Origin of the sequence: Pseudomonas sp. 31-12, from assembly GCF_003151075.1 — a bacterium.
Lineage (GTDB): Bacteria > Pseudomonadota > Gammaproteobacteria > Pseudomonadales > Pseudomonadaceae > Aquipseudomonas.
Window position 1 is genome coordinate 564,147 of record NZ_CP029482.1, and the last position, 13,139, is coordinate 577,285.

Here is a 13,139-nt window from a genome sequence, read left to right on the forward strand (position 1 = left end):
GCTTTCGTGTTTTTTCGATAGGGGTTCGATTGCGAACTCAGGCGGGATTTCGGATCTGTTGCCGTGCGCGATTGCGGTTCACGGTGCATTGCGGCGGTGCACAGAGGGCTTGCGGTGCATTCTTAATGGGGACTAATCCTTGAATCGACCCCTCACCCTAACCCTCTCCCGGAGGGAGAGGGGACTGACCGAGTGGTTTGATCGAAGTGCTGCGACCTGAGACATCGAGCCGAACTCTGGATTTGAAAGTTGTCGAGATCGGCTCCCTTTCCCCTCTCCCCTCTGGGGAGAGGGCTGGGGTGGTTCTCAGGTCTGCCGATTAACCCTCTTCCCCCTCATCATCATCCCCACCATCAACCTTCATCCCCAATTCCTTGATCTTGCGCGTCAGGGTATTACGCCCCCAACCCAGCAAAACCGCAGCATCCCGACGCCGTCCGGCGGTGTGTTTGAGTGCGGTCTCGATCATGATCCGTTCGAACGCCGGCACGGCGCTGTCGAGCAGGCTCGACTGGCCGCGAGCCAACGCCTGGTCAGCCCACTGACGCAGCGCCTGCTCCCAGTTGGTCACCGGCGCCGAATCCTGCGGCAGGCTCAACAGCTCCGGCGGCAGGTCGCTGATGTGCACTTCGCGACCCGAAGCCATCACCGTGATCCAGCGGCAGGTGTTCTCCAGCTGACGCACGTTGCCGCCCCACGGCAGGTTCTTCAGGTATTCCTCGGTTTCGCTTTTCAGCAGCTTCGGCTCCACCGCCAGTTCTTGCGCAGCGCGGCTGAGGAAGTGCTTGGCCAGGGTCGGGATGTCTTCGCGACGGTCCGACAGCCGTGGGATGTGGATGCGGATCACGTTGAGGCGGTGGAACAAGTCCTCACGGAATTTCCCGGCATGCACCAGGGTTTCCAGGTTCTGGTGAGTCGCGGCGATGATCCGTACATCGACCTTCACCGGCGTATGACCGCCGACGCGGTAGAACTCGCCGTCGGCCAGTACGCGCAGCAAACGCGTCTGGGTGTCCGCCGGCATGTCGCCGATTTCGTCGAGGAACAGCGTGCCACCGTCCGCCTGCTCAAAGCGCCCGCGACGCAGGTTGGCCGCGCCGGTGAATGCACCTTTCTCATGGCCGAACAACTCGGATTCCATCAGGTCTTTCGGGATCGCCGCCATGTTCAGCGCGATGAACGGCGACGCCGCCCGTGGACTGTGACGGTGCAGGGCGTGGGCTACCAATTCTTTACCGGTACCGGATTCGCCGTTGATCAGCACGGTGATGTTGGAGTGGCTCAAGCGCCCGATGGCGCGAAACACTTCCTGCATCGCTGGCGCTTCGCCGATGATTTCCGGGGTGCGGGTCAGGGCGACCGGGACTTCCAGGCCTTGTTGTTCCTGAGCATGCTGGTTCGCACGCTTGACCAGCGACACTGCTTCGTCGACGTCGAACGGTTTTGGCAGGTACTCAAACGCGCCGCCCTGATAGGACGCGACAGCGCTGTCCAGATCGGAGTGCGCAGTCATGATGATCACTGGCAACCGTGGGTGTTGCTCGCGAATCCGCGCCAGAAGGTCCAGGCCACTGGCACCCGGCATGCGGATGTCGGAGATGATCACATCCGGCTGCTGGCGCGCCAGGCGGCTCATCACGCCATCGGCGCTATCGAAGCTTTGCGTGGTCATGCCTTCTTGCTGCAAGGCTTTTTCCAGGACCCAACGGATAGAACGGTCGTCATCGACGATCCACACGGTTTCACTACGGCTCATGTCGATGTGGCTCCTTGTTCCAGTGGCAGAAAGATCGAGAAGGTGGTGTGGCCTGGATGGCTGTCACATTCGATCAGGCCCTGGTGCTGGCTGATGATGTTCTGGGTAATGGCCAGGCCCAGTCCGGTACCGTCCGGACGACCGCTGACCATGGGGAAGAAGATGGTTTCCTGCAGGTCTGCGGGAATGCCGGGACCGTTGTCGATGATTTCGATCTTGGTCACCAGGCGATGGCGCACGTGGCCGATGGTGAACTGGCGCATGGCGCGGGTGCGCAAACTGATGCGGCCCAGACGCAGCTCGTTCTGGCTGCTGATGGCCTGCATCGCGTTGCGCACGATGTTCAGTACGGCCTGAATCATTTGTTCGCGGTCGATCAACACGTCCGGGATGCTTGGATCGTAGTCGCGCACCAAAGTGATGCAGCCCTGACTTTCGGCCTCCACCAGATGACAGACGCGTTCGAGCACTTCATGGATGTTGCACATCGCCAGCGACGGCAGTTTGTTAGAGCCGAGCATGCGGTCGACGAGGTTTCGCAGACGGTCGGCTTCTTCAATGATCACGTTGGTGTAGTCGCGCAAGCTTTCTTCCGGCAGTTCGCGGGCAAGCAATTGTGCGGCGCCGCGAATCCCGCCCAGCGGATTCTTGATTTCGTGAGCGAGGCCGCGCACCAGCATCTTGCTGGTCTCTTGCTTCGACAGTTGCGCCTCTTCCTTGGTGATCCGCAGCAAGCGGTCGCGAGGATGGACTTCCAGCAGCAGCATTGTGGCGCCGTTGGCCAGGATTGGTGTCACCGCGTAGTCGACGGTCAGCGTCTGGCCGGTGAGGGCGGTGAGCATGGCTTCGCGCTTGGTGAACGGGTGCGCCTGCTCGACTGCCTGGCGCAAGGAATTCAGCGCTTCGGTGGATTCGGTGAACAACTCGCTGATGAACTGCCCATGGCTGCGCTGACCGCTGATGGCCAGGAGCATCTCCGCCGCCGGGTTCATGTACTCGAGGCGCAGTTCGGCGTCGAGCAGGATGGTGGCGGTGGTCAGGTTGTCGAGAAGCAGACGATGCAGTGCGTCACTGATGGTCATTTAGGACCTCTTTTGGAGCAGGGCATGCGCGTGAATAACGCGCCTATACAAGGAAAATGCAAAAACCAAACCAAGGCTCCGAAAAGAAGCGTTTAAAGCCTGAAACGGGCGTTTGACGCTCGTTTGCGTGGCGTTCTGCCAGCTTTCGCGGGTACTTTCGAACCAAAATGGGTTGAGATGTGGGAACGGTGCAACCTATTGCACCAATATAGTGCGCAAAGCTGAACGAAGTTAGAAGAAACGCAGGAAGGGATTTTTTTCTTCTTCGGGTTTGTCTTTAAGCGGACATTCCGGCCGTTGACCGTAGTCGGTGAGGGTGCAGGGCTTGACCTTGCGTTTCTGTGCGAGGGAGATGCGCAGCATCTGGAAGGGTTGATTGGCTGTTCGTTCGACCGTGCGGCCTTGTTCGTCGAGGATTTCCACGGACAGGTTGTGGCTGCCGCGGTCGATGTTGCTCAGGGCAAACACCGGGCTGAGGCCGGGCTCGGCGGTGGGTTGGCCGTCGAGCAGCAATCGGTAGCGATGGCCCCGTTGCAGGCCGGGTTCATTGGTGACACTGACGATCAGTTCCCCGGCATTGCTACGGACCGTAGCGTCGGGTTCCGGGACCAGCACGCGGAGCATGTCGTAGTGGAACAGCGGCAATTCTTCATTCTTTTTTGCAGCAACCACGGGGCTCGCGCCAGTCGGGTTGGCAGACATGCGATTGCTCGTCGCCAGCGGCACGCGCTTGGCGTTGCCTGAGCCTGGTCGGTCGGTGTAGACCCGGTTGCCGTGAGCGTCGACGTAGGTGAAGACCTCGGCTGTAACCGGCAGTGCGATCAGGCAGGCGATCAGCAGCCACACCCTCATGGTTTATGCACTCGCTGCACGGTGAACGTCACCGTCGGGCTTTGCTGGACGATGTTCTCGCCGTCTATCACCTGCACCGCCAGGCTGTGTTCTCCACGGTCGATGTTCACCAGTTGCAGGATCGGCACGTTGCTCGATTGCCCGTAGGGTTGATCGTCCAGCAGCAACCTGAACAGGTGCGGCGCTTGAAGGCGTGGTTTGATCATGACGCTGACCGTGAACGTACCATTGTTGGCGCGCAGGGCTTCGTCGGTCGGCAGACCGGTCAACTCCAGCACCTCGTAGGCGCTGTGCAGTTGTTCGCGGTTGCTGGCTTCGGCAGCGGGCGCAGGAGGTGCCTGGCGCTCAACGCTGTTGAGCGGAGGCAGCTCGACGGGCTGCGCCTTGACGCCGTCGGGCGGTTGATTACTGTAGGCGGTGTTGCCGGAGGCGTCGGTGTACTTATAGATCTGCGCTGCGGCGGGCAGGGCGATCAGCAGCAACATCAGTAAAAAACCACGACCCATAAAATCGACCAGAAACGAAAGCGTTGGGGTGCAGCATAGGTCAGGGGCGGCGATTGACCCAATTCATAAACATCAGGGCATGAATTGCCGAAATCCCTCAAACACCACACCCCCCCCTGTGGGAGCGGGCTTGCTCGCGAAAGCGGAGTGTCAGTCACCATCAATGCAAGCTGACACACTGCATTCGCGAGCAAGCCCGGTCCCACATTGGTACTGAGTTGGTCTCTAAATCGCGGGCACAAAAAAGACCTCCCGAAGGAGGCCTCTTTTTTTGTCACGCCGCTTGCGCAGGCGCTACCGGATCAGCAGCTGTAGTACAGCTCATATTCCAGTGGGTGTACGAAGGTGCGAACCTTGATTTCTTCTTCGCTTTTCAGAGCGATGTAAGCGTCGATGAAGTCATCGGAGAACACGCCGCCTTTGGTCAGGAACGCACGACCTTTGTCCAGCTCTTCCAGGGCTTCTTTCAGGCTGCCGCAAACTTGTGGGATCTCTTTCGCCTCTTCAGGCGGCAGGTCGTACAGGTTTTTGTCAGCGGCGTCGCCTGGGTGGATCTTGTTCTGGATGCCGTCCAGGCCAGCCATCAACAGGGCAGCGAAGCCCAGGTACGGGTTGGCTGCCGGATCCGGGAAGCGGGCTTCGATACGGCGAGCGCGAGGGCTGGACACGTAAGGAATACGGATCGAAGCGGAACGGTTGCGCGCCGAGTAGGCCAGCATCACTGGAGCTTCGAAACCTGGGACCAGACGCTTGTAGGAGTTGGTCGACGGGTTGGTGAAGCCGTTCAAGGCCTTACCGTGCTTGATGATGCCGCCGATGAAGTACAGGGCGGTGTCGGACAGGCCGGCATAACCTTCGCCAGCGAAGGTGTTCTTGCCATCTTTGGCGATGGACAGGTGAACGTGCATACCCGAACCGTTATCGCCGTACAGCGGCTTAGGCATGAAGGTCGCGGTGCGGCCGTATGCATCAGCAACGTTGTGTACGCAGTACTTCAGGGTCTGAACTTCGTCAGCCTTGGCCACCAGGGTGTTGAACTTCACACCGATTTCGTTCTGGCCGGCAGTGGCCACTTCGTGGTGGTGAACTTCGATGACCAGGCCCATTTCTTCCATGGCGTTGCACATGGAGGTACGGATTTCGTGGTCGTGGTCGAACGGCGGAACCGGGAAGTAGCCGCCTTTGACGCCTGGACGGTGGCCTTTGTTACCGCCTTCCACGTCCTGGTCGGACATCCACGAACCTTGTTCGGAGTAGATCTTGAACATCGAGCCGGAGATGTCGGACTTGAACTTCACTTCGTCGAAGATGAAGAACTCTGGCTCCGGGCCAACGAATACGGTGTCACCGATACCGGTCGACTTCAGGTATTCCTCGGCACGCTTGGCGATCGCACGTGGGTCACGGTCGTAGCCTTGCATGGTCGAAGGCTCGATCACGTCGCAGACCAGGATCAGGGTTGGCTCTTCGGTGAACGGGTCGAGGACAGCGGTGGAATCGTCCGGCATCAGGATCATGTCGGAAGCTTCGATGCCTTTCCAGCCAGCGATGGAGGAACCGTCGAACATTTTGCCTTCTTCGAAGAAAGCTTCATCCAGCGCGTCGCGAGCCGGCATGGTCACGTGGTGCTGAGTGCCTTTGGTGTCCGTGAAGCGCAGATCAATCCACTTGACGTCATGATCTTTGATGAGTTGAACCGACTTCGACATAGTGTCCTCCGGGTGGCTTCGGGCTTAGTAGTGGATGCCCTTAGAATGTGGGTGATGCCGGCGCGAATACTCTGCCAAGGCAACCTGCCTCACAAGGGAGCAAATTGCATGCCAGTGCCCCAGCATGGGTTTTTTGCCCCAATATCACGCTTATAAAGGCACAAAGCGTCTGTAAGCGGAAAATCTCGCCCTACAATGTAGCGTTAAAATCGCTAAATGACCCGTTTTGGTGCGCGCAAAACCTTCTGCACATTAACTGGTTAAACCTTGAGCAATTTCCGCTATAATCCGCGCCCCCCTTTTTCGGCTGGGCCTGCGCGCGCTGTTTTCATGAAATTAATCGTAAAAGTCTTCCCCGAGATCACCATCAAGAGCCGCCCGGTACGGATGCGTTTCATCCGCCAGTTGGCCAAAAATATCCGTACCGTGCTCCGCGACCTGGACCCGGCTGTGGTGGTGAACGGTGTGTGGGACAATCTCGAGCTGGAAACCCGCGTCAGCGAGCCCAAGGCCCTGAAGGAGATGACGGAGCGCCTGAGCTGCATGCCGGGCATCGCGCATTTCCTGCAAGTCGATGAATACCCGCTGGGTGACTTCGACGACATCGTCGCCAAGTGCAAGCAGCACTTCGGTGAGGCGTTGGCCGGGAAGATCTTTTCGGTGCGCTGCAAGCGTGCCGGCAAGCATGAATTCAGTTCGATGGACGTCGAGAAATACGTCGGCAGCCAACTGCGTCGTCAGTGCGGCGCTGCCGGAATCTCGCTGAAAGAGCCGGAAATCGAAGTTCGCATCGAAATTCGCGACAAACGGTTGTTCGTGATCCATAGCCAGCACAACAGCATCGGTGGATATCCGCTGGGTGCCCTGGAACAGACGCTTGTGCTGATGTCCGGCGGCTTCGATTCGACCGTTGCCTCTTACCAGATCATGCGCCGTGGCCTGATGAGCCATTTCTGCTTCTTTAATCTGGGCGGAAGGGCCCATGAACTGGGCGTCATGGAAGTCGCGCACTTCATCTGGAAGAAGTACGGCAGCTCCCAACGCGTGTTATTTGTGAGTGTGCCATTCGAGGAAGTACTGGGAGAAATTCTCGGGAAAGTCGATAACAGTCATATGGGTGTAGTTTTGAAGCGTATGATGTTGCGCGCTGCTTCCCGTATTGCCGATCGGCTGGACATCGAAGCGCTGGTTACTGGCGAGGCGATTTCCCAGGTGTCGAGCCAGACACTGCCGAACCTGTCCGTGATCGACTGCGTGACCGACAAGCTGGTCTTGCGTCCGCTGATCGCCAGTCACAAGCAGGACATCATCGACCTGGCCAACGAAATCGGCACTGCCGACTTCGCCAAGCACATGCCGGAATACTGCGGGGTCATCTCGGTGAACCCCAAGACCCACGCCAAGCGTCCGCGCGTGGAATACGAAGAACAACAGTTCGACATGGCAGTCCTTGAGCGTGCGCTCGAGAACGCCAAACTGGTGCCGATCGATCGTGTGATCGACGAATTGGGCCAGGACTTGCAGATCGAAGAAGTCAGCGAAGCGCTGGCTGGTCAGATCGTCATCGACATCCGTCATCCGGATGCCGCTGAAGACGACCCGCTGGGCCTCGATGGCATTGAGGTACAAACGATGCCGTTTTATGCATTGAACGCTCGTTTCAAGGAACTGGACCCTACTCGCCAGTACCTGCTGTATTGCGACAAAGGCGTGATGAGTCGCCTGCATGCCCACCATTTGCTCAGTGAGGGGCATGCCAATGTGCGCGTTTATCGACCGAGCTAAGAGCCCGGGGCTGTATGCCTGTGGCCTGCGTCACCGGCCCCCCGACTCTGCCGTCAAGCTGTAACGGCAAGGCCTGACTCTACTGTAAATCGCTGCCAAGACTTGTCAGCACACCGAATCCTCTGATCGAGATACACAAGTGATCGAAAATCTACGCAACATCGCCATCATTGCTCACGTTGACCATGGTAAAACCACCCTGGTAGACAAACTCTTGCGTCAATCCGGCACCCTGGAGCGCAACGAGCTCAACGACGAGCGCGTGATGGACTCCAACGACCAGGAGAAAGAGCGCGGTATTACCATTCTGGCGAAAAACACCGCCATCAACTGGAACGGCTACCACATCAACATCGTGGACACCCCGGGCCACGCCGACTTCGGCGGCGAAGTTGAACGCGTAATGTCGATGGTTGACTCCGTTCTGCTGCTGGTTGACGCTCAAGACGGCCCTATGCCGCAAACCCGTTTCGTGACCAAGAAGGCTTTCGAAGCCGGCCTGCGTCCAATCGTGGTCATCAACAAGGTTGACCGTCCAGGCGCGCGTCCGGACTGGGTTCTGGACCAGATCTTCGACCTGTTCGACAACCTCGGTGCTACCGAAGAACAGCTGGACTTCAAAGTCGTCTACGCCTCGGCCCTGAACGGCATTGCCGGTCTGGAACACACCGACATGGCTGAAGACATGACCCCGCTGTACCAGTCGATCGTCGACAACGTACCTGCGCCGAAAGTCGACCGTGAAGGTCCGTTCCAGATGCAGATCTCCGCTCTGGACTACAACAGCTTCCTGGGTGTTATCGGCGTTGGCCGTATCGCTCGTGGCCGCATCAAGCCGAACACTCCGGTTGTCGCTATCGACGCCGATGGCAAGAAGCGTACCGGTCGTATCCTGAAGCTGATGGGTCACCACGGTCTGCACCGTATCGACGTTGAAGAAGCAGCTGCCGGCGACATCGTCTGCATCAGCGGCTTCGACCAGCTGTTCATCTCCGACACTCTGTGCGACCCACTGAACGTCGAAGCGATGAAGCCGCTGACCGTTGACGAACCAACTGTTTCCATGACCTTCCAGGTAAACGACTCGCCTTTCTGCGGTAAAGAAGGCAAGTTCGTGACGTCCCGTAACATCAAGGAACGTCTGGACAAAGAACTGCTCTACAACGTTGCCCTGCGCGTTGAAGAAGGCGACACCGCCGACAAGTTCAAAGTCTCCGGCCGTGGTGAGCTGCACCTCTCGGTACTGATCGAAACCATGCGTCGCGAAGGCTTCGAAATGGGTGTTGGTCGTCCGGAAGTGATCATCCGTATGGTTGACGGCGTGAAGCACGAACCGTACGAAAACGTGACCATCGACCTGCCAGAAGAATCGCAAGGTTCGATCATGGAACAGATCGGTATCCGTAAGGGCGACCTGACCAACATGGTTCCGGATGGCAAGGGCCGTGTGCGCCTTGAGTACAACATCCCGGCTCGTGGCTTGATCGGTTTCCGTAACGAGTTCCTGACCCTGACCTCCGGTGCAGGCATCCTGACCTCGATCTTCGACCGTTACGACGTGATGAAGTCCGGCGACATGTCCGGCCGTCAGAACGGCGTGCTGGTTTCGGTAGCGACCGGTAAGGCTCTGACTTACTCGCTGGAAACCCTGCAAGCTCGCGGCAAACTGTTCCTGGGTCACGGTGAAGACGTGTACGAAGGTCAAATCGTCGGCATCAACAGCCGCGACAACGACCTGGGCGTCAACCCAACCAAAGGCAAGAAGCTCGACAACATGCGTGCCTCGGGTAAAGACGAAACCATCGCTCTGGTTCCGCCTATCCGTTTCACCCTGGAACAAGCTCTGGAATTCGTTCAAGAAGACGAATTGTGCGAAGTCACTCCTAAGTCCATCCGTCTTCGCAAGAAGATCCTGGGCGAAAGCGAGCGTACCCGCGCTGCCAAGAAGTCCGGTAACTAAGTTATTTAGTTAGCTGACAAAAAAACGCCCCCGACCTCAAGGTCGGGGGCGTTTTTGTATGTCTGGGGAAGTGGAATTTGATGATGGAGTTTTCAGAGCCTTGGGATGACTTGGGATCGACCCCTCACCCTAACCCTCTCCCCAGAGGGTAGAGGGGACTGACCGAGTTGTTCTTTCGAGTTACATCGACCTGAAATATCGAGTCGAACTCAGGTTTGAAAAGCTTGAAGATCTGCTCCCTTTCCCCTCTCCCCACTGGGGAGAGGGCTGGGGTGAGGGGTGGTTCTCAAGAGCGGCGCAGAATCAGCCCTTAGCCTCGATCAGAACTTCTCAAGCGTCCGACGGCTCTCGCTGGTCTCACGCGCCACTTCTTTAGGCTTGTAAGCGCAATACCCCGGCCGTGGCCCGATTTTTGGGTGATTGCGGCAGGTGTCCGGGCGCTTTTCATAAATAGTGCACAGACGGCTCTTGCGATCCAGGTACAGGCAATCGTTATTGCTCATGCGCTGGAGGGTGAAGATCTCGGTTTTCTGGCTGTAGCGCTCGACGACCCCTTCCTTCTGCAAACGCTTGGCGATGTTCTTCGCCGGCTCGCCGCGCTCGAATTCGTCGACGATGCCGATACGGATCAGATCCTTGATCTTGACCTCGACCGGCAGGGTGCAGCAACTGGATACACACGAGCCGCACATCGGCGCAGAATATTTGGCCCAGGTATCGAGGCGATCGATCTCTGCGGCAGCGATCAGGTTGGACTTCATCATCGGTTGTTACCAGCGTGTGCATCAGGGCGCGCGATCATACCGGGACTGGTGGATTTTTGAACAACCTTTCGCCAGATTTTTTCTCCTTCTCCCAAATAACACCATTAATCCGGCACGGCCCCTGCATTGATTCAGGTACATGACAATGTAATGCCGGCCTATCTCGCACTATCAGGAAAAACTGCCGAACCAGAGTCCCCGCGGCCTGTCAGACCGTCTAGGCTCAACAACTCCACGCTCGCTCGAGGTCCTATCGATGACTCAAGAACCACTTGTTCGCGAAGCAGAGGTGGCCGCATTTCGCGATGCCGTCTTGACCAAACTCACCTACGCGGTGGGCAAAGACCCGGATCACGCCTTCGACCACGACTGGTTCGAAGCCATTGCCCTGGCAGCGCGCGATCACATGGTCGAACACTGGATGGATCACACCCGGCAGATCTACCGCAAAGGTCAGAAGCGGGTTTACTACCTCTCCCTCGAATTTCTCATCGGCCGGCTGCTGTACGACAGCCTGAGCAACCTCGGCCTGCTCGACGTCGCCCGCGAAGCGCTGACCGAACTTGGCGTCGACCTGGAACGCATTCGCCTGCTGGAGCCCGACGCGGCCCTGGGCAACGGTGGCCTCGGTCGTCTGGCAGCGTGCTTCATGGAAAGCATGTCGACCCTCGGCATTGCTGGCCACGGCTATGGCATTCGTTATGAGCACGGCTTGTTCCGCCAGGCCATCGTCGATGGCTGGCAGCAGGAGCAAACCGAACACTGGCTGGATTTCGGCAACCCGTGGGAATTTGAACGGCCTGAAGTCGTGTACCCGATCGGCTTCGGCGGCAGTGTCGAGACCGTGACCGATGAAGCCGGCAAGTCCAAGCAAGTCTGGTCCCCGGCGGAAACCGTGCGGGCCATTGCTTACGACACACCGGTGGTCGGCTGGCGCGGGGCGAGCGTCAATACGCTGCGCCTGTGGCGTGCCCGCGCCATGGAAGATTTGCACCTGGAACGCTTCAACGCAGGCGACCACTTGGGCGCTGTGGCCGAAGTCGCCCGGGCCGAAAGTATCTCCCGCGTGCTCTACCCGGCGGACAGCACCGAAGCCGGCCAGGAACTGCGCCTGCGCCAGGAATACTTCTTCGTCGCCGCGTCCTTGCAGGATTTGCTGCGCCGCCATCGCAACATGCACACCTCGGTCCTGACCCTGGGCGACCATGCGGCGATCCAGCTCAACGATACGCACCCGTCGATTGCCGTGGCCGAACTGATGCGTCAGCTCGTCGACGTCTACGATGTAGCATGGGACGCCGCGTGGCAGGTCACCGTCGACACGCTCTCGTACACCAACCACACGCTGTTGCCGGAAGCGCTGGAAACCTGGCCGGTCGGTTTGATGGAGCGGATGCTGCCGCGGCACATGCAGATCATTTATCAGATCAACGCCCAGCATATCGATTCGCTGCGTGCCAAAGGCATTCACGACTTCGACGTGCTGCGTGCGGTGTCGCTGATCGAAGAAGACAACGGCCGCCGCGTGCGCATGGGCAACCTGGCGTTCCTTGGTTCCCACAGCGTCAACGGCGTGTCCGCGCTGCACACGCAGCTGATGCGCAAAACCGTGTTCTCCGAACTGCACAAACTCTATCCAGAGCGGATCAACAACAAGACCAACGGCATCACCTTCCGCCGCTGGCTCTACCAAGCCAACCCCGAGCTGACGTCGATGATGGTCGACGCCCTCGGCCCGGACCTGTTGGACAACGCTGAAGCACGCCTGAAGGAACTGGAGCCGTTTGCCGAGAAAGCTGCGTTCCGCAAAGCCTTCGCCGAACAGCGCCTGCACAGTAAAAAAGCCTTGGCGTACCTGATTCATGAACGGCTGGGAATCGCGGTCAACCCGGCGGCGATGTTCGACGTGCAGGTCAAACGGATCCACGAATACAAGCGCCAGTTGCTCAACCTGATGCACACCGTGGCGCTGTACCAAGCGATTCGCGCCGAGCCGGAAATCGACTGGGTGCCGCGGGTGAAGATCTTCGCCGGCAAGGCGGCGGCCAGTTATCACCAGGCCAAGCTGATCATCAAGTTGACCAACGACATCGCCCGGGTAGTGAACAACGACCCGACGGTGCGCGGTCTGCTCAAAGTGGTGTTCCTGCCCAACTACAACGTCAGCCTGGCGGAGAGCATCATTCCGGCGGCGGATTTGTCGGAGCAGATTTCCACCGCAGGCTTCGAAGCCTCGGGTACCAGCAACATGAAGTTCGGCCTCAACGGCGCGCTGACCATCGGCACCCTCGATGGCGCTAACGTCGAAATGTGCGAGTTCATCGGCGCCGAGCACATGTTCATCTTTGGCCTCAGCGCCCAGCAGGTTGAAGCGCGCAAACAGAACCATGAGTTCAATGCGACGCCGGACATTGCCGCATCACACCGTTTGAATGACGTGCTGCAAGCGATCCGCGGCGGGGTGTTCTCGCCGGATGATCCGTCCCGTTACGCGGGTTTGATCGATTCGCTGATCGACTACGACCGCTTCCTGGTCTGCGCCGATTTCGATTCCTACTGGGACGCGCAGATGCGCGTGGAAGCCCATTGGCACGATTCGCAAGCCTGGTGGCGTTCGGCGGTGTTGAACACTTCCCGGATGGGTTGGTTCTCGTCCGACCGGACCATTCGCGAGTACGCCACGGATATTTGGAAGGCGTTGGAGTAACTTTTAGCAGTAATTGCG

The 13,139-nt window shown here is 58.5% G+C and carries 9 protein-coding genes; 3 read left to right on the top strand and 6 right to left on the bottom strand.

Annotated features, from left to right (window positions below):
• Nucleotides 1-319 precede the first annotated feature (319 nt).
• The 5 genes from ntrC to glnA all read right to left on the bottom strand — a co-directional run bounded on the left by ntrC (nucleotide 320) and on the right by glnA (nucleotide 5,905).
• Nucleotides 320-1,756, bottom strand: coding sequence for a nitrogen regulation protein NR(I) (gene ntrC / locus DJ564_RS02670; RefSeq protein ID WP_010464563.1), 1,437 nt, complete (start codon nucleotides 1,754-1,756; stop codon nucleotides 320-322).
• Complete coding sequence (glnL, locus tag DJ564_RS02675; protein WP_109627482.1) at nucleotides 1,753-2,838, bottom strand: nitrogen regulation protein NR(II); 1,086 nt, start codon at nucleotides 2,836-2,838, stop codon at nucleotides 1,753-1,755. The genes ntrC and glnL overlap by 4 nt, the downstream gene beginning before the upstream one ends.
• Before the next feature lie 231 nt (nucleotides 2,839-3,069).
• On the bottom strand, nucleotides 3,070-3,690 hold the full coding sequence (locus tag DJ564_RS02680; protein ID WP_109627484.1) for a DUF4124 domain-containing protein: 621 nt from the start codon (nucleotides 3,688-3,690) through the stop codon (nucleotides 3,070-3,072).
• Complete coding sequence (locus tag DJ564_RS02685) at nucleotides 3,687-4,196, bottom strand: DUF4124 domain-containing protein (protein ID WP_109627486.1); 510 nt, start codon at nucleotides 4,194-4,196, stop codon at nucleotides 3,687-3,689. Before DJ564_RS02685 ends, DJ564_RS02680 begins: the two co-directional genes overlap by 4 nt.
• A 302-nt stretch (nucleotides 4,197-4,498) precedes the next feature.
• Nucleotides 4,499-5,905 (bottom strand): glutamate--ammonia ligase, encoded by a 1,407-nt coding sequence (gene glnA, locus DJ564_RS02690; RefSeq protein ID WP_010464555.1) that lies wholly within the window; start codon nucleotides 5,903-5,905, stop codon nucleotides 4,499-4,501.
• A gap of 330 nt (nucleotides 5,906-6,235) precedes the next feature.
• Here glnA and thiI point away from each other — a divergent pair, with 330 nt between their 5' ends.
• Both thiI and typA read left to right on the top strand, forming a co-directional pair.
• On the top strand, nucleotides 6,236-7,690 hold the full coding sequence (gene thiI, locus DJ564_RS02700; RefSeq protein WP_109627489.1) for a tRNA uracil 4-sulfurtransferase ThiI: 1,455 nt from the start codon (nucleotides 6,236-6,238) through the stop codon (nucleotides 7,688-7,690).
• Between the two features lie 139 nt (nucleotides 7,691-7,829).
• Nucleotides 7,830-9,650, top strand: coding sequence for a translational GTPase TypA (gene typA / locus DJ564_RS02705; RefSeq protein ID WP_109627491.1), 1,821 nt, complete (start codon nucleotides 7,830-7,832; stop codon nucleotides 9,648-9,650).
• 320 nt (nucleotides 9,651-9,970) lie between these two features.
• On the opposite strand, the gene DJ564_RS02710 is transcribed toward typA, so the two are convergent.
• Nucleotides 9,971-10,411 (bottom strand): YkgJ family cysteine cluster protein, encoded by a 441-nt coding sequence (locus DJ564_RS02710; protein WP_109635925.1) that lies wholly within the window; start codon nucleotides 10,409-10,411, stop codon nucleotides 9,971-9,973.
• Nucleotides 10,412-10,670: 259 nt separating this feature from the next.
• On the opposite strand from DJ564_RS02710, the gene DJ564_RS02715 reads away from it, so the two are divergent.
• Nucleotides 10,671-13,121 carry a glycogen/starch/alpha-glucan phosphorylase gene (locus DJ564_RS02715; RefSeq protein ID WP_109627493.1) on the top strand — a complete coding sequence of 817 codons (2,451 nt, stop codon included), beginning with the start codon at nucleotides 10,671-10,673 and terminating at the stop codon, nucleotides 13,119-13,121.
• Nucleotides 13,122-13,139 lie beyond the last annotated feature (18 nt).

Coding starts and splice junctions, on each gene's coding strand:
- glnA (WP_010464555.1), bottom strand. CDS start 5,905: ATGTCGAAGTCGGTTCAACTCATCAAAGATCATGACGTCAAGTGGATT.
- ntrC (WP_010464563.1), bottom strand. CDS start 1,756: ATGAGCCGTAGTGAAACCGTGTGGATCGTCGATGACGACCGTTCTATC.
- DJ564_RS02685 (WP_109627486.1), bottom strand. CDS start 4,196: ATGGGTCGTGGTTTTTTACTGATGTTGCTGCTGATCGCCCTGCCCGCC.
- DJ564_RS02715 (WP_109627493.1), top strand. CDS start 10,671: ATGACTCAAGAACCACTTGTTCGCGAAGCAGAGGTGGCCGCATTTCGC.
- DJ564_RS02680 (WP_109627484.1), bottom strand. CDS start 3,690: ATGAGGGTGTGGCTGCTGATCGCCTGCCTGATCGCACTGCCGGTTACA.
- thiI (WP_109627489.1), top strand. CDS start 6,236: ATGAAATTAATCGTAAAAGTCTTCCCCGAGATCACCATCAAGAGCCGC.
- glnL (WP_109627482.1), bottom strand. CDS start 2,838: ATGACCATCAGTGACGCACTGCATCGTCTGCTTCTCGACAACCTGACC.
- DJ564_RS02710 (WP_109635925.1), bottom strand. CDS start 10,411: ATGAAGTCCAACCTGATCGCTGCCGCAGAGATCGATCGCCTCGATACC.